Annotated in this window: 15 protein-coding genes; 3 read left to right on the forward strand and 12 right to left on the reverse strand. The window is 38.8% G+C overall.

What is annotated here, in order from left to right; all coding sequences use genetic code 11:
* Positions 1–1,003 (reverse strand): hypothetical protein (locus WKH56_RS18445; RefSeq protein WP_342836165.1); only part of this gene is annotated, 1,003 nt, incomplete at its 3' end.
* A 509-nt stretch (positions 1,004–1,512) separates the two neighbouring features.
* Between WKH56_RS18445 and WKH56_RS18450 the strand changes: the two genes are divergently transcribed.
* A complete protein-coding gene (locus tag WKH56_RS18450) occupies positions 1,513–2,472 on the forward strand; it encodes a patatin-like phospholipase family protein (protein WP_115654134.1) in 960 nt (319 codons plus the stop codon).
* 90 nt (positions 2,473–2,562) lie between these two features.
* Here WKH56_RS18450 and WKH56_RS18455 read toward each other — a convergent pair whose 3' ends face one another.
* From WKH56_RS18455 to WKH56_RS18475, 5 genes are all read right to left on the reverse strand, one after another.
* Positions 2,563–3,231, reverse strand: coding sequence for a hypothetical protein (locus WKH56_RS18455; RefSeq protein WP_033579271.1), 669 nt, complete (start codon positions 3,229–3,231; stop codon positions 2,563–2,565).
* Between the two features lie 210 nt (positions 3,232–3,441).
* Complete coding sequence (locus WKH56_RS18460; RefSeq protein WP_310883882.1) at positions 3,442–5,154, reverse strand: TcaA NTF2-like domain-containing protein; 1,713 nt, start codon at positions 5,152–5,154, stop codon at positions 3,442–3,444.
* Between the two features lie 79 nt (positions 5,155–5,233).
* Positions 5,234–6,142 (reverse strand): phosphotransferase, encoded by a 909-nt coding sequence (locus tag WKH56_RS18465; RefSeq protein WP_310883883.1) that lies wholly within the window; start codon positions 6,140–6,142, stop codon positions 5,234–5,236.
* 181 nt (positions 6,143–6,323) lie between these two features.
* Positions 6,324–6,830 carry a hypothetical protein gene (locus WKH56_RS18470; protein ID WP_310884525.1) on the reverse strand — a complete coding sequence of 169 codons (507 nt, stop codon included), beginning with the start codon at positions 6,828–6,830 and terminating at the stop codon, positions 6,324–6,326.
* A gap of 51 nt (positions 6,831–6,881) precedes the next feature.
* Positions 6,882–7,811 (reverse strand): ADP-ribosylglycohydrolase family protein, encoded by a 930-nt coding sequence (locus tag WKH56_RS18475; protein WP_310883884.1) that lies wholly within the window; start codon positions 7,809–7,811, stop codon positions 6,882–6,884.
* A 190-nt stretch (positions 7,812–8,001) separates the two neighbouring features.
* Between WKH56_RS18475 and WKH56_RS18480 the strand changes: the two genes are divergently transcribed.
* Positions 8,002–8,568 (forward strand): DUF6434 domain-containing protein, encoded by a 567-nt coding sequence (locus tag WKH56_RS18480; protein WP_310883885.1) that lies wholly within the window; start codon positions 8,002–8,004, stop codon positions 8,566–8,568.
* A 116-nt stretch (positions 8,569–8,684) separates the two neighbouring features.
* Here WKH56_RS18480 and WKH56_RS18485 read toward each other — a convergent pair whose 3' ends face one another.
* The 6 genes from WKH56_RS18485 to WKH56_RS18510 form a co-directional block, all read right to left on the reverse strand.
* Entirely contained in the window at positions 8,685–10,187 is a 1,503-nt protein-coding gene (locus WKH56_RS18485) for a malate:quinone oxidoreductase (RefSeq protein ID WP_013083523.1), read from the reverse strand.
* Between the two features lie 709 nt (positions 10,188–10,896).
* Complete coding sequence (locus tag WKH56_RS18490) at positions 10,897–11,055, reverse strand: hypothetical protein (RefSeq protein WP_155726330.1); 159 nt, start codon at positions 11,053–11,055, stop codon at positions 10,897–10,899.
* Between the two features lie 183 nt (positions 11,056–11,238).
* Positions 11,239–11,631, reverse strand: a complete 393-nt coding sequence (locus tag WKH56_RS18495; protein WP_243494762.1) for an immunity 50 family protein — start codon at positions 11,629–11,631, stop codon at positions 11,239–11,241.
* A 113-nt stretch (positions 11,632–11,744) separates the two neighbouring features.
* A complete protein-coding gene (locus WKH56_RS18500) occupies positions 11,745–13,967 on the reverse strand; it encodes a T7SS effector LXG polymorphic toxin (RefSeq protein ID WP_342836167.1) in 2,223 nt (740 codons plus the stop codon).
* 200 nt (positions 13,968–14,167) lie between these two features.
* Complete coding sequence (locus tag WKH56_RS18505) at positions 14,168–14,440, reverse strand: DUF5344 family protein (protein WP_014459698.1); 273 nt, start codon at positions 14,438–14,440, stop codon at positions 14,168–14,170.
* A gap of 6 nt (positions 14,441–14,446) precedes the next feature.
* Positions 14,447–14,800 carry a YwqH-like family protein gene (locus WKH56_RS18510; protein WP_063247809.1) on the reverse strand — a complete coding sequence of 118 codons (354 nt, stop codon included), beginning with the start codon at positions 14,798–14,800 and terminating at the stop codon, positions 14,447–14,449.
* A gap of 336 nt (positions 14,801–15,136) precedes the next feature.
* Here WKH56_RS18510 and WKH56_RS18515 point away from each other — a divergent pair, with 336 nt between their 5' ends.
* Positions 15,137–17,269 carry a GDYXXLXY domain-containing protein gene (locus tag WKH56_RS18515; RefSeq protein ID WP_310883889.1) on the forward strand — a complete coding sequence of 711 codons (2,133 nt, stop codon included), beginning with the start codon at positions 15,137–15,139 and terminating at the stop codon, positions 17,267–17,269.
* The last annotated feature ends 93 nt before the right edge of the window (positions 17,270–17,362 follow it).

Below are 17,362 nucleotides of genomic sequence, written 5' to 3' on the forward strand. Positions count from 1 at the left end.
GTTTTGCTTCTTCTTTTGCTGCTTGTTCTTCAGCTTTTTGTTTTGCTTCTTCTTTTGCTGCTTGTTCTTCAGCTTTTTGTTTTGCTTCTTCTTTTGCTGCTTGTTCTTCAGCTTTTCGTTTTGCTTCTTCTTTTACTGCTTGCTCCTCAGCTTTTTGTCTTTTCTCTTCTTTTGCTGTTTTATCACTATCATTCTTTTCAACTTTTTGCTTGCTGCTATCAGCACCATCTTTTTTAGATGAAACAGTGACGCTGTTTTGCGAAGAACTTACTTGAGTTGAAGCAGGGGTAGAAGTTGATTCTCCATCTGTAAAAGCTACAGCAATAAAAAAACAACTAATAATTAAATATAGATAAGAAAATAATACACGTTTTCTTGTTTTGATTTTAAATTTAGGCAATACCCACTTTGGCTTTATTAATCCAACAAATAAGCCTGTGATGCTTAAAAACAGAATTAGTAAAGCTAGTCCCATAATAAAATTATGAGTAGCTGCTGGTAATAAGGGATGTAATATGAATAAAAGAATTAAGGTGTAAACAGTAGAAGCCATAAACATTTTCCAAGTTGTCTGTGAACGATATCCTAATACCTTAGTCCAGACAGGTCTTTTTACTACGTTAACTTCCATAGAAGAGTGGTTACGAATAACTTGCTCTACTTCCTTTCCTTTTACCTCTATTGTAATATCTCTATTTTCACCATGACCTACAAATGTAAATACTGATTTTGCAATGCTATGGTCAATTGTAACGCTAGAGAAATCAGCCCATTCATACCGCTCAATTAACATTAAATTCTGTTCAGCGTTGTTGTTAAATTCATAAAAATTCATACCTTTATCGTCTACTGCCGAGTAACATACATTTGAACTTCTTTTCCCGTAATTAGCTTTTGATACTAGCAACAGCTTATTTTGACTATTTGTATAATTGTTCTCTATATAAGCTTTTGCAATTGCTTCATTGGATTCTTTTTGGTTCTTATACCTTGTCTTAGACATTTTGACCTTTCCCTGACTCTTTCTTGATTCCTTACACTAAAAATAGATAAGTTAGTGTGGACCTACTAATATTCGATTCATATGCAACTAATCTATCTTACAATAAAATGTTGTATAAACGGGTATTATATTTCCTTTAATTTCTTTAAAAGGGCTATTTTAGATTTGACCTGCACTTATAAAGGGAATGAAAAGATTAAAAGAAGGAACGAAATGTTATGAGTATAATATTTTCAGCTTCATTTCCATTTTCATACTCTTTCTTGTTCTTATTTTTGTAATTAAGCAAGGAAATGTTCCTTATTAACAACATCTACTCAAATAAAACCATCGGCTAAGATTTAGCCGATGGTTTGGTTCGTTAGAGTCTTTATTTATTTCTAAGAATGTTCATCTACATAACCTGGCTTCTAAAGGAGCGGTAAAAGAGATAATCATACCTCTACAACACATAAAATAAATATATACAGAATGATACGTCTCATGAAATTTGAAAGGAGAAATCACCTTTGACAAAATATCGGATTATGACCTTTGATGGAGGCGGTACTTTAGGTGCTTTAAGTTTACAGCTTCTGAATAGATTGGCTCACCGAAACCCAGAGTTAATTAGTAAAACCAATGTTTTTTCAGGAAATTCAATTGGTTCATTTACTGCTCTTGCGTTAGCAAGCGGAAGATCACCAGAAGAGACGTTTCAGTTTTTCAAAGATCACATCTTACCGGCGTTCAGCGTTTCCCGACCGGGCGGACCTGTTTTTAACCAACAACTACCCTATTCTGGTTTTATTAAAGCCATACGAACGTTTTTCCCCCGAGACCTTCGCCTTAGAGACTTAAAGAAACGAATTGTTGTGCCATCCTTTCACTTATTTTCACCGGAGCTGAACCGTTGGAATCCTGTGTTATTTCATAACTTTCCTGGCTCCCCTTATCTTAATGAAAAAGCGAGTGACGTAATACTTAGGAGCAGCGCTGCTCCCGCAACGCAAAGAGCTTATCAAAACTACGTGGATGGGTATACAGTAGCAACTAATACCAGTACAGCTAGTATCGCGTTTGCAGTAGGGAAAGCAAAGCAGCCGTTGGATCAAATTGCCGTATTGTCCATCGGAACAGGTGAGCAGCCCACTCAATTAAGAAGAGATACCAAGGGATGGGGAATGGTTAGTGCCGATAACATACGACCTGAAGATATGGAGGACCTTCCGCCAAATTGGGGAGTGCTTTTAGACCGGTCTCCTAATGAACCCTTGCTGCCATTTCTTCAGATTATCTCTGGTGGATCGAGCTACTATGAATCAATGGTCAGCTCTGAGCTTTTAGGCGATCAGTTTTTCCGGTTAAATCCGCGGATTCCTAATTTCTCTAAAACAGATCCTTCGGTTGTTCCCGCTCTTATTTCAATTGCTAATAAAACAAATTTACGGCCTGCATTTCATTTCATTGAAAAAAACTGGAATTGCTAATGTTTTTTGAGAAGAGTATTGAAATAGGGAATTTGTTGTTTTATGAACACGAATTCCTTTTTCATTCTTGCCTATTTCCCCTATTAGATATTAGAACTTTACGCTTTTCAGCATTTTAAAAATGAATTTTTCTTGTTTTTCCCCTTGTTTCTCTGTTAAATGATCTCCAGTGTATTTGTAATAAAGCTCGATTACTTTATCCGTATTTTCATCTGCTATATATGCTACATATGTATTTGGAACATACTTGATATTGTTCTTTACAACTTTTTCTTCAGTTCCTTTAAAATATGTATATGCTGAATCGTAATATATACTGATATGCGCTGTTTCTATCTTTTTTGGTTGATTCACATGTAGGTTCTTTTTGAACAGACTCTCTACATTTACCTCCTCATTTTCTTTTACCTTCTCTGCCAGTTCTACGTTTATGTATGAAATTCCATTTTTATTATTAAAGGAGTTTTCCGAAGAAGCCACCCATCGCTCATAAGCATTTCCATTGAGAGAGTAGTCTTCTTTATTTTCATGAATTAACTGATACTCCTCTGGAAACCACATCGTATACTGCCCTGTCTTCGATTTAAACTCATAAAATCCATCATCTACTTTTTTATCTTTTTCTAAAAATTCTCGTGTAAAGTGATCATTAAAAGCGGGGACGTTTGGATAACGGGTTTCATTTCCCATCCATATACCTCCTATTAAAATAGTAGCTCCAGCAATGACTGCACTAACTATTTTTGTGCGTTTTTTCATCATAGCACCTCCTTTTACTTATGTTACGACCTATATTTTATACATGTTCGATACTACCACACTTATACTAGGAGAGACATGAGCTTAATGAATGAAAGACTCACAAATAGTCGCTACCACTCTACCAAAAAAGGAAAAGTCGCCTCCAACCACAACAACCGCTAGCTCCAAAAAGGAACTAGCGGTTGTTCATAATCTCTCAGAAACCATTCACTCTTCCACCGGCTTCTGCTCATCTGTTAATGTATCAATTTTAGTAATTTGAAGTTTGTCTTTACCAGCAGTTTTCACATGGTAGATTCGTTCTTTTTTGAACTGCGTGCTCGCGTCATATGAATCAGTGAACGTGTACACTTCGTTTGTATAAATGCTGTAGGTTCCGTCATCATGTGACTCTGTTTTTGTCACTAAAAATTGATCGTTAGCAAACGATACGTTTTTGCCGGCAAGTGATGTGATGTAGCTTTTCAGCTGTTTATACACTGGCTGATTCGAGTCGATATAAGGTGCCATCCCACTAAAGTCTCCGCTGTTTAAACTTGAAAAGTAAGCAGCTTTATAGGAGATAAAAAAGTTTTCAAGCTCCGTTTTGCTGACAGCATCTGGCTTAGGCTGTTCATTTTTTAACGGTTTCGTGCTGGCCGTAACTTTTATATCTGAGCTTGTTTCTGCCGTTTGATTGTCACGATTCATATATACAATCGTCAGTAATAAGACCAGGACAATAGCGCCTCCTATTAAAATAGGAAAAGTGCGCCGTGATGATTGCTGCTTTTTGAGCACGGGAAAGTCTGCGTAGGATGGCAGTGTAACAGGTTCTATATCTACCTTTAACCGAGCTAATGGCTTTGGTATTTCCGTGCTTTTTACACTGGCAAGCGGCTGAAGCGCTAAAAATTCTTCATATGCAACAATAAACTCGTTTACTGCTATTCCTTTATACATGCCGTAAATTCGGTTCCATAGCTCTTGACACCGAGTATCCTTTATATCTTCACTCAGTTCGTTAAAAAATGGTCGTGATTTTTTAATAAAAGCCGCTAACCACGTTTGATGAGCGTCGACTTTGTGGACTGCATGTAGGTCGGTAAGTGATTGCTTTAACTTGGCATGTTCATTTGCATCGTTTTGGCTAATCACTTCCATACTGCGTTCCGTTTCTTTCAGCACGGTAGAAAGACTTCCGCTCATTTTTTCTTGTAGCGCATCAAACTGACTGCGAACATCCGGCCAGTGCAGTTCGAGTAACTGTTTTTGTGCAGTTGTGGCTTTTCGAATGTTTTCATTTAGCTCATGCTGCTTTGTGCGAAAGGCGGTCGCTTTTTGTTTGGTCACCAATTTGTTTTTGCTTAGCTGATGCCATTCTTGCTTCAAAATCTTGTCTTCTTCGAGTACTGTGGCTATCGCTTGTTTTACATGCTCATGCTTTTTTTGAAAGTCAACGAACGCGGGCAAATAAGCATTCCAGCTTTCCTTGATTTCTTTTAGCAATGACGTGTTAGCATGTCTTTCTGTTAGTTGAAAAAAGTCGTTTCTAAACGCTACCATATCCGCTTCAGAAAAAAGTTCTTTTCCGAAAAACTCTGTCACATTCCTATGTATGTTTGTTAACTGTTCAAACTGTCTCATATTGCTTTGACGCTTTTTTATGTACTCCGGATAGTCGCTTGAAAGAAACGTCACCATTGTATATTCACTATTGTTCATATTGTACTCTGTCCGTTCTTTTTCCAGTTCGTCATACACTTTCTGCAGCTGACGTTCTACTATGGAGAGGAATTTTTCTTTATCCATCCCGTCTACTTCTTCTTTTAGTATGTTTAAAGATTCCGTTTCTTCAATAAGAAATGTTTTTTCTTTATATAGCTTTATCCACCTTTCTAGTAAATGTGCTGCTGATTCATTCCAGTGGCTTGTATTCATCGTTTGCTTCACCTGTTGTTTTTATTTTTATCCTTTCTTAACTATACAGGAATTGAACAGAAATTCTATTACAGTTTTATTACTCTTGAAAAATCAGGTTCAAGCTTTCTAGAACCGCTTCTAACGTTTGTTTATCTCCTTGATCGTAGCTATGTGCCACAAGCACTACGGTTGTAAATACGGCTTTCCATTTTGCAAGCCTGTGCGTTTCTTCATCTACTTCTCCGTATTCTTTGAAAAAACGAGCTCTTCCTTTAGATGGTAGGAAGCTATAGGCAATCGCTAGGTCAACTGCCGGATGACCAATATGAACGTCTCCCCAGTCAATAATGCCTGAAACCATATTGTTTTGATCAACAATCATGTTCTTAATATGAATATCTCCGTGAACTAGTACATGTTTTTCTTGATACTTAATTTCTTGTATGTCATTTACATAGTCTTCAAGAACTCCTTGGTTAGAATAAAGGTTATGCTCTTTCATTTGCTCAACATATTTCTCTAGCGCAGGCTTTCGCTTCATCATATCAAGCCGATTTAGCTCATCAAACGGCACGCCAAGCTCTTGCGCTTTTAGATGAGGATAGTGATGTAGCGCACGAAGAAACCTTGCTAATACAGAAGCCGATTGTACACGCTCTTCTTCTGTTAATCTTGCAGGCGGAGTTCCTTGCACGTAGTGATAGCCCGTAAACGGCCAAGGATAGCCTGCATTCGGCTTACCGAAAAAAATGGGCTCTGCAATCGATAGAGGCAGCTGAGAAGCAAGACTTGGTAAAAGCTGATTTTCTGTTTTTAATAGTCTCACTGCGAGTTCTCTTCTTGGAAACCGAAACACAAAGCGGTCGTTTACTTGATAAACCGTATTGTCAAAGCCGTAGCCAAGCAGCGAAATTGTAGCGGGCGCAAGTTCTGGAAACTGCGTCTCGATTAGCGTTTTGGCAAGCGCTGATGATACGATTTGTTCTGCATCCCATGCATTTGGCACTGTGATCACCTTTCTTTAACGTTTAGTTTGTATGTTATGTAAAAGTATATTATAAATGATTTTGACCATAAAAACCCTCTGACGCAAAGCCAGAGGGTTTCAGTAAATATATAAATAAGATAGGATGCCTTAGAACGGCACACTACGCCTCTAAGTTAGTAGCCTACGGTACGTTTACTACTTAATACGTACACCAAAATACCTTATCGGCTGTTTCTTCAACATGCTCCATCTTAATAAAGTTCAATAAAAGATCTGTTTGGTCATTTCCTGTATACTCATCTTGGTCAACATTATAAAATTGAATAAGCTCGAGCTTGTACATACCGTTTTTAATATCTATTCTATACTTAAAACAGTTTTCATCAGGCACTAACTGATCTTCAAACTGGGCGGCCATCGTAAGGCAGTCATAATCTACGAGATAAAGCTGATGATTGGTTACATTTATATAACCTGTTGCTTTCCTAAAGTATGTATCTATATCCGACTCTGTTCCAATATTCACTTCTACGTTCCAGGAGTGTTCAATTCCTTCTTCTGTCATTTGACATACTAGGATATTTCTCTTTTTCATTTCACTGCCGAAGTGGTTCAGAAGCTGGTCTAGCTCCCAATCCTCATCGACAAATGATTGGTACTCTTTTGCGTTTGCCACTCCAATAAAATTGGTATCGCCAAAATCCATACAAAACTTCACTTTATCTCCTCCGAACTTTTGAGTAATTTTTATGATCCATTAACATATATCCGCAAACTTCTTACAAGCCTTCTCTAACTCTTCTTTTTTAGCAAGCTGACAAACCCACTCTTCAGGAATGCCCTCCAGCTCATAATATACTCCTGCCATAGTACCCGTAATAAAGCCTATTGTGTCCGTGTCTTCTCCTAAATTCACAGCAGTAAGTACAGCTTCTTCGTAGTCATCACTTTGCAGAAAAGACCAAAGCGATGCTTCTAGCGAGCTGACGACGTATCCAGTTGACCCGATTGCATTTCTCGCTGCGTGCGGCAAGCTTAGGTTTAACACTCGTTCATACGCAGAAAACTCTGCTTCATACTCCGTACCTGTTAACTGCTTTTGACAGAGATTTACCGCGTTTTCATATGCTTCAAAAGGCTCGTCGCCGTCAAGAAGACGAATAAGCAGCTCCACGTATATAATGCAGCCAAGCGTAGAGCGCAAGTGGCGGTGCGTGACGTGCGCAATTCTTTCTATTTCTTCTTTTCTTTTTGTAAAGCTAGGTTCATCACATAGTGTAAACGCAAGCGGGGCAATACGCATAAGCGCTCCGTTTCCGTTGTCATACTCACCTTTTCCTCCCCACTCTTCTTTAGGAAGCCCGCTTTTATAGCGGCGAATCGCTTCGCTTGTGGCAATGCCAATATCAAACATTTCTCCGTACGGCGTCCAGTAGCCATCCGACCAATAGTTCGCAAACTTTTGCATCAAATCGTATTCATCTTGTTTTTCTAGTAGATTATCAATCAAGCACATCGTCAGAGATGTATCATCTGACCACGTTCCTTCAGGCTGGTTATACGTACCGTAGCCGGTCATAGTTGTAATTCGAAATGAATCGCGCTTTTTAAACTCAACTGGAACGCCTAAAGCGTCTCCGACAGCTCCTCCTAGAATCGTAGAAAGGACTTTTTTATGTAGCGTCATGTGATCAACTCCTTTCTATTATTGTAATTGTTTGATTTTAGAATTTGCAAGAGATCTCTTGCCTAGATGCTTTTTCTTCTTTATAAAATAGGAAGAAATATAAAAACATCCCTTCATAGTTCTCTAATACAATTGACCAACAAGAACAAACGTTCTATAATTACTTTGTAAATATATGGAGGTGAAAACAATGAGACCCGAACTTACAAAAAATTTATCTATCAATGACTTCACGGACTTTTACTGGCTCAAAACCGAACTGCAGCAATTTTGCCGAGAAAACAACATGAGCCCATCTGGATCTAAAATGGAACTTTCAAAAAGAATTGAAGTGTTTTTAACAACCGGTGACACTCAACAATCAAAATCACCTTCTAAAAGACGCTCGTCCTCTAAAACGAAAGCGCCGCTAACATTAGATACCGTCATTGGGGAAAATCACCGCTGCAGTCAAGAAGTACGGGCTTTTTTTAAGAAAGCCATTCATCCTACGTTTCATTTTTCCACGTATATTCAAAACTACTTTAAAAAAAATGTAGGGAAAACCTATCGAGATGTGGTAAAAGCGTGGCATGAAGAAGAAAAACGAAAAAAGCAGCCTTCTTATCAAAAAGAAATTGCGCCTCAGTTTGAGTACAACCGCTTTATTCGCGATTTTTTTAACGATCCGAAAAACAAAGGAAAAAGCCGCGATGATGCAATTGCGGCGTGGAAGTATTTGAAACTTCAGCCTGGAAGCAATCAATACCACTCTTAAATCAAACTCTACATAAATAAAGAGCATTAAAACACCACCTCAAGAAAAGGTGGTGTTTGTGCACGCCTGTAGATTTCTTCACATACGCATGTGCTGTTTGTTACGGCGTAAAATCTTTAGCTATAAACGGATTCTTTTTTAATTAAACCAAGCGTCTGTGAAGTAGACGCATGAATTTCGTTAAAGAAGTCTGGATGATCAACTAACGACATGCCATAAGAAGGAATCATTTCTTTTATTTTTGGCTCCCACTTGTTCATGTTTTCTGGAAAGCATTTTTCCAATACTTCAAGCATAACGTGAACGGCCGTTGACGCACCAGGAGAAGCGCCAAGAAGTGCAGCAACAGAACCATCAGCGGCACTTACAACTTCTGTACCAAACTGAAGCGTTCCTTTTCCTCCGGCTTCCGTGTCTTTGATTACCTGCACACGTTGGCCTGCTACAACAATATCCCAGTCTTCGCTTTTCGCGTTCGGGATAAACTCACGCAGTTCTTCCACACGTTTTTCATTTGATAACAGCACTTGCTGAATTAAATATTTTGTTAACGCCATTTCTTTGACGCCTGCTGCTAGCATGGTTAAAATATTATTCGGCTTTACAGAACTGATTAAGTCCAGGTTTGAACCTGTTTTTAAGAACTTCGGTGAAAAGCCGGCAAACGGGCCAAACAACAGCGTCTTTTTGTTGTCAATATAGCGTGTATCAAGGTGCGGAACTGACATTGGCGGAGCTCCGACTTTGGCTTTTCCGTATACTTTTCCGTGGTGCTGCGCAATTACTTCAGGGTTATTGCATACCATAAATAATCCGCTTACCGGGAATCCTCCAATATGCTTGGATTCAGGAATACCTGTTTTTTGAAGTAAAGGCAAGCTTCCGCCTCCACCACCGATAAAGATGAACTTTGCCGTGTGGTACTCAACTTTTCCGCTGTCTACATCTGCGACTTTTACTTCCCACATACCGTCACTTTTACGTTTAATATCTTTTACACTTCGTTTGTAATGAACGTGAACCCCTTTATTCTTCAGGTGGTCAAACAACATGCGTGTTAAAGCACCAAAGTTTACGTCTGTTCCCGAATCAATTTTAGTTGCGGCAATCGGTTCATTTGACGTGCGCCCCTTCATGATTAACGGAATCCATTCTTTTAGTTTGTCAGGACTGTCGGAATACTCCATTCCTTGAAACAACGGATTGTTTGACAGCGCTTCAAAACGCTTTTTCAGAAACGATACATTTTTTTCCCCTTGTACCAAACTCATATGCGGAATTGGCATGATAAAATCTTGCGGATTGCGAATCAACTTGCTGCTTACAAGATAAGACCAAAACTGTCTTGACAGCTGAAACTGCTCGTTAATTCGGATCGCTTTCGTTATATCTATAGATCCATCAGCTTTTTCTGATGTATAGTTTAGTTCGCACAGCGCAGAATGGCCCGTCCCTGCATTATTCCATTCGTTCGAGCTTTCTTCCCCTGCGTCTGCGAGTTTTTCAAATACTTTAATGTCCCATTCAGGTGCTAACTCTTTGAGTAATGATCCCAAAGTTGCGCTCATGACTCCGGCACCAATTAAGATAACGTCTGTTTTTTTCTGTACGTTGCTCATTATAACCTTCCTCATCCCCTATATTTGTAAAAAGATGTAGGCGCTCCTGCTTACGTAGTAAAAAAATTCAGGTGCGACCTAAGAACACACCTTTTTCTGTCTCACTTATAACTATATCACAGTATAATTGTCTGATGATTATAAACTATTCAAAAATGATAAAAAAGTGAGAAAATCGCCCACAAATTCCAAAAAACTTATTAAATTCCGTCTGCATTTTCTTTTATTAGGAAACTTTTATATCTACTTCTAAGTGGCAAAGCATTGATTAATAAAATAACAAACTATTCCAAAAATTCAGCTTAAAAACCAAAATAACTGCCTTGAAAATTTCACCTACTATAACTATACTCAGCCCAAAGAACAATCAGCACTATAAATAGAAAAGCCTTCATTCTTTTTGACTAGCTATACGTAGATGTATTCATATATGTATAGAGCACCAGCTTATCCAGGTGCATTTTTAGAAAAATAAGTATATATTGCAATGGCTAATTTCCAGCCCATATTGCAAGTTACAATATCTATGTCATATAACATACCATGAAATAAGTGAATAAGTAAATGATTATTCAGAAATTTATGTTATAAAACCTAACATGTATGTTGACTTTTACATAGGACATAGTTATTGATAAAGAGTAGCACCTTACATGCTTCTCTTATTTCAAAGTTGTTTAGTTAAATCGTTCATGCGTCGTGGTTATTATTAGCTTCCACCAAAATAAGCCACGCTTAGCACGTGACTTGTTTTGGTTCTTATTGAGCTTGGTTGAATATTCTCTCGTGTAAACGTCCAAATACCACGATTTTTACCAAAACCGCTAAATTCAAACTTAAAATCGCCTTCTTTTAGTATATCAAACATTGCAATACCGCTTTGTTTTTTCTCCTGGTGAAATAATTTCCATTCAAATAATCCTCTGTGGCACCAGAAACAACCTCGGCATTGTCCATATTCATCTAAATAAATATATTCTATCTATCGTGCACTCTGAATGCAAATACAAAGTTTTTTTGTTCTTATACTTATGCCTTTTTTAATAAATTCTTATGGTGTACCTATTAAACCAGGATTTATTTGTTCAATCCTTGCCCAGTCAAATAAACACGTAATAGACATTCTATTAGTACATTGAATTTTTATAGATCCCCCTTCCCCAATATCTTCAATTTCGAATTCCTCAATTTCATTAATAGTTCCAAATGAATTGATTTCCAATTCTTTCACACCCAAAAATGACATTTCAATATATACTATGTCCCATTCGCCCCACCGTTTAGGCTTATTTTTTACAATCTCTTTAGTAGATAATTGAATAAATAATGTCGGACCATCTCTTTTTATTTGAACACTCAATAATTCAGAATTGTTAAACATTGGCATCCTACCAAAAATGCCTGTAACTGCTTGAGGGTTCATTATCCTATTCGAGTTAATCATATATACACTCCTCTATTTCTATTAATACGTTGTCTATCTCTTACACGCTTTATAATTAATCAAGACTATATCTCTGATATAAATACAATACATATCTACATGAAATATATAACCTATTTTTTATTTCTTTTATTAAAATAATAATGATCCTCCATTCCTTCTACTTTACCAGTTCTTGTATTCTCTGGAGGCCTTACATTGTAATGAGGTGGCTGATCACCAATCCCCCCTTCTCCAAACTTATGACCTGCTGAATGATCCTGTATTATTACTGTTTGACCATTTATTTCGTATGTCAATTCTCTTGTCATTACAGGCTGTTTCATCTCATTTAATATTCTATTTCCTGCTCCATCAGTTAAAGGAACCATCTTTTGACTTATAGGGTGTTGTGTCCTTGGTATACCTAACTGTTTTTTTATTTTATTTAGACTAGCATTTCTATATTCTTTAAAATTCCCATCTGATTTTTCAGGATTACCCCTACCCTTACCACCAGGCTCTTTCACTTTCTCCAACGCATTCGACTGGCCTTTTGAAACACGTCCAATATTATACGTCGTTAACCCATGTAACGCTTCACCAAAGGTCTTTCCAGGTAACGCCTCTCCTATCCCTAACAGTTGAGGTTGAGGACGTAAAGTCGGTATCTCAGCATCTAATAAAGGTTGAAGCTTCTTCTGAACAGGTTCATATACCTTCTTCGACCAATTGCTTGCTGCTTTTGGGCTGACGACATTTCGCATATCGCTTAGTGTTTTGGTCGCTTTATGGGCAGGTACACGCGGAACGTTTGTTACTTTTGGAACGGATTTTACGGCTCCTGCGGGTTTCGCTCCTCCAATTACGCTCGCAAACAGAAACATGCTGTTTTCCCAGTGCTCTTTTGAAAGAGGTTTTTCCGGATTAAGTGCCTGCTGTCCTACATCTAAGAGTCCCATCGTTGCGTGATTGACAAAGTCATACGGTGAATCAAACGATTTTTCTCCTCGCTCAATTAAGCCTTCTTTGAAGGAAACAGCGCCATCAAATCCGCCCATCGTTATATAGTTTCCAAAGTCATACAAGGAGTTGTACCGTTTATCTGCTCTCTCCCCCATACCGGCCCAAACGTCTTGTGCTACGCCTTTAGTACCCGTAACTGTACCTTTTGCTAAAGTTATAGCACCTTCTCCTACGTCCTTGACTACAGCTTTTATACCAGTTTCTTCTTTTTTAGCCGCAGGGTTCTCGCAGATTTCTGTAAAGTCAAAGGATTCAGCAGTTTTTTCAGGTGTCACATCTCTAATCTTTCCCTGACTCATCACCGACTGCATAAGCATTCCCTCAACGCCCGTAGCGTTTTGAAGAATCTGTTGAGACGTTAGCATGCCTACAGTTGAAGAATCGTTGAGTGCCTGCAAATATGGACTTTTTTCCAGTTCCACTGCTTGCTCTGCAGGTGACAGTTCGGCTAATTTTTTCATGTTAGCAGGTGCTGTATCCTGCTGAATTTGCGTTAGTACTTCTCTTATGTAAGGCGAGGTTTTTTCAAGCCTATGAATTTCTTTTAACTGTTCAGCAGGCGTCATTGCCTGAAGTTGAATCAGTTTTTTAAGGCCTACTTCCTTTATCACTTTCTCTTGTTTTTCTTTTCTTGTCAAGGTTGTTGGAATGCCTTTTTCAAAAACCGAGACGCCTCCTGAATCGGTCATCGCTTTTTTCGCCAACGCGCTCAGCTCACTTACATTGCCCGGCTGAATGGAACCATTTTGAAACCCAGCTTTCACTTTAGAAAGCAGCGAGTTTAAAGATGTCAGCTGATCTTGAATGGCTGAAAGGCTTTGCGTTTGCTGTTCGTCAAAACGGACTAAATCGTTCATCGTTTTGTCCGCTTTGTTTTTTGCTTGTTCTACTTCTGTTAGAAAACCTTGGTCGTTAAGCGCTGAAACAGAAGCAAGGTGACTGACTTTTTGAATCGCTGCATTCGCTTGATCGACAAGCGAGACGGTTGTATTTCTTGTTTGATTTAAATGCGCGGGAATAGTGTCTTGCAGAAAGGGCTGCGTGATGTAGCCGTCTTCGCTCGGTTCGAATGAGCGCAGCGCATGTGTGATTTGAGTTAGTCGAGCTTCATAGGAAGTGAGTAATGAATGATACAGCGTTAAAAAAGAAGCATGTCCCGTTTCGTAAAAAGACCGAATCGCCTCTCCTCCTTTTCCTTTAAACGCATCATCTAAGCTTGAAAATGCCTGAACCTGTGAAATCAGGCCCTGAGTTTGTTCTTTTTGACTTTTAATAGAGTCTAAGATAGCTTGAATATTTTCGTGAAAAGCATCGACATCAAGTGTTTTCAATAATCTGTAACCTCCTAGCTGTATCGATGTAGAAGAACAACAAATGGTTAACGAACAACCGCCCGTCATTTTTCTAAACCTAAGCGGACGCTCCTCTTTACAAGGCTTGCATCATCCGCTAGATAAAACCTTTTTATTTGAATGCCACATCTATGCTGGTTGAAAGGTTGTTTTTGATAGCTTTATATAAAATATGAACATTATTTAGCGGCGTTTGCAGCTTTTTCATCTGCTTCTTTTATGGACTGCACGGATTTTTTGGTGGCGTTCAAATCATCGAGGAGCGTTTGCTTGTAGTCCACAATTAACGCTTGAAGCTGCTGGTTCAGCTGGTTTAATTCATCGAGCACCTCTAGTTCTTGTCCGCTTCCTACGTGAAACGGAAAAAGCGGCTGAAACTGCTGCGCAGCAGCGCTTAGGTCACTAAGCGTTCTATTAATTTCACCATCTATTACTTTAATTTCGTCTGCCATATTGCATCACACCTTATCTTTTGCTTCGTCTTCTTGCATTTTAATGGCGCGTTCCATCCCTTGTATATCTGATTGAAGCGCCGTAATTTTTGCATCAATTGTCGTGATGGCATCCGTCAGCTGACGGGTCAGCAAATCATCGTATTCGTCTAACATAGCGGTGCGGATGTCTTCAAACCCAACAGCAAGGCTGCCTGACCAAGTGGCGGAAGTGAGCTCTGGTTCTTTTACCTTTTCCTTTGCACGTTCAAGCTCGCCTTTGACTTCCGTTAACGTGTTTTTACTAGCCGTAAGCTGCTGGATATCTTCATGTGCCTGCTTCACTTGGATATACAGATGAGCAACAAACATCTCATTCATATGATGACACTTCCTTTATATCTATCTCTTGGTTTCTCTAACAGTAATTCCCTTTTATAGCTTATCAAATAAAGAAAGAGAGCACATCGGCATGTTTTCTTATATTTTTTGGGAATAATGTAGGTTTTTAGTTCAATACCCACTCTTCAGGATAAAATAACCAAAACTATCTTACCATTGACAATTTATCAAGATTTTCGGACTACTTTTCTTGTTATTTCCACGCCACTAAAAGGCCTTTTTACACAATTTTTTTGTTAAAACGCATTCATTCTTTCTATTTCCAAATATTTAAACATGCGCTAGTATATACATAATATAAAGAGGAGGTTGAGTATGAGAGAAAAGCTCGTAAGACTCGGTTATTTACTGGGGTTGGCTCTTGTTTTGTCCGGCATTTTATATTTCTTTGCATCGAACTGGCAAGGCTTTGACCGCTACATTAAAATTGCGCTGAGCGTGGGGCTGATGCTGCTGTTTTACGGAAGTGCATTTGCAGTGCGAAAGCTGCTTCCTCAGCAGGCGTTTTTAAGTCACTGGACTCTTTTGGCCGGCGCTCTTTCATTTGGATTAAGCATCGCGCTTCTTTCTCAAATTTACAACACGCACGCTGAATCGTACTGGCTGTTTTTAATTTGGCTTGTGCCGGTTATTTTGTTTAGCTTTTTTACAAAGTATCAGCCGTTTTACGTGTTATCGTTTGTTTTATTTCAATTCACCATGGCTTTTTTCATTTCACCAACAGGCGCAGTTTCACAGCGAGGCGAACACGAGACGCTTTTACTTTACGCAGGAATGGCGTTTGTGAACTTGATTATTTTTTGGATCATAAAAAAGAAACGGCGCTCGTCTCCTGTGATCATGTATGCGGCGTTTTGTTTGTTTCACTACATTTTTTTAACTGTTTCCCTGCCGGATTTCACAGGGAGCTCTAGCTTACGGATTGGTCTTATTATTTTTTATTTGCTGTTTTTACTAAGCTCCTTTTTTTATTTTTCAAAAGTGGAGCCGCAAAGGTCGTTTTTAGGGATTTCCATTGTGGCATTTGCTTTATTTGTTATTGAACAGTTTTTCTCTTTTATTTTTAAACACTACGCTGAATGGTCATTGTTCTTAGCTTTAGGATTCGTGATTTTATTTATTGGTGCAAGCGTATGGTTTGTCAAATGGCTCACTGCTAACACGTCAGCACAAAAAACCTCGCTCCGCGTAATCAAACGAATAGCGGTGATTGGGATTACGGCCATTGCATCGGTCATCGGCAGCAGCTCTTTAGGAGGACTTGTCACACTTATTACAGGAACGTACCCAACAAACGGAATGCTTGTGACTGGCGTTTTGCTGATTGTGGCATGTTATTGGATTAAAGCAGATATTCCAACCGTGAAATATACGCTTTTAATGATGGGCGTATTAATTAGCGGCGGCGCTTCTTTTTTTGTGAACGACATTCTGTTTTTTATCTACGTCATCGCACTTGTAGCGCTTTTAGTATTCACAAAGCATATGCCCGTTCGCCTGCTGCTTTTTGTGCTAGTGCAAGGGCTTCTGTTAATAAAGGTTCCGACTGCTTACTATGACACTATCAAAATAGATTATGTGCTGCTCGCTTTGTTTCTATTAAATGCCGCTGTGTACGCGATAAACGTACACCACGCGTTTAAAAAAGCGGCGCTTCTTCTTGCTTTTATCTTTTTACTGTCGCTGACTGAATTAAGCGAACCGTCTTTTTTAAATATTATTTACTGTACGATATTTTTTGTAATTTCGACCGTCTTTTTATTTGTGACGGTACGAAAAAAGCCAAAATACGATTTTATGGTCGGCATGATTTTCTGGTTTGTTTTTTTAGCGATGAAATATTACGACTTTGTGTGGGATTTATTTAATAAATCACTTGTGCTCGTTATTTTAGGTCTTATCTTTCTTTTCCTAAGCAGGAAATGGGACCTGTCAACGCCTAATCAGCCGCAGCCATCGTTTCTTGACCGCAGACGAACCGCTGTATGGATCATCATTCTTGTTCAGCTCATTATGCTGGGCGGCATTTTCACTAAAAACGAAGTGCTTCTTCAAAACGGAAAAGAAATTAAGCTCGCTTTACAGCCGATCGATCCGCGCTCGCTGCTGCAAGGCGATTATGTTGAGCTGAATTACGACATTGCGCACGTTACCTTACCTCATGTGAAAGACGGAGAAAAAGTGAAGCTCGTTCTTCGTCCTGACAAACAAGGCGTGTATAAATACGCAAAAATCTACCAAGCGGATGATGACTGGAATAAGCCGTATACTTCTAAAGAAAAAGACGTTGTCATTAGGGGCAGCTATCACGACTGGGGAATTGAGTACGGAATTGAGCATTACTTTATTCCAGAAGGAACCGGCAGCAAAGTGGAAAGCGAAGCTCGTTTTGCTACTGTACGAGTTGGAAAAAATGGAGATGCCATTGTTACAAAAGTAGGCAAATAAAAAAGCAGCCGCTTCAACATTGAAGCGGCTGCTTTTTGTTTTAATTGATAAATACGCTGATGATCATCGTTAGAATAAGAATCACAAAGAAAA

It is taken from the genome of Priestia sp. SB1, assembly GCF_038898415.1.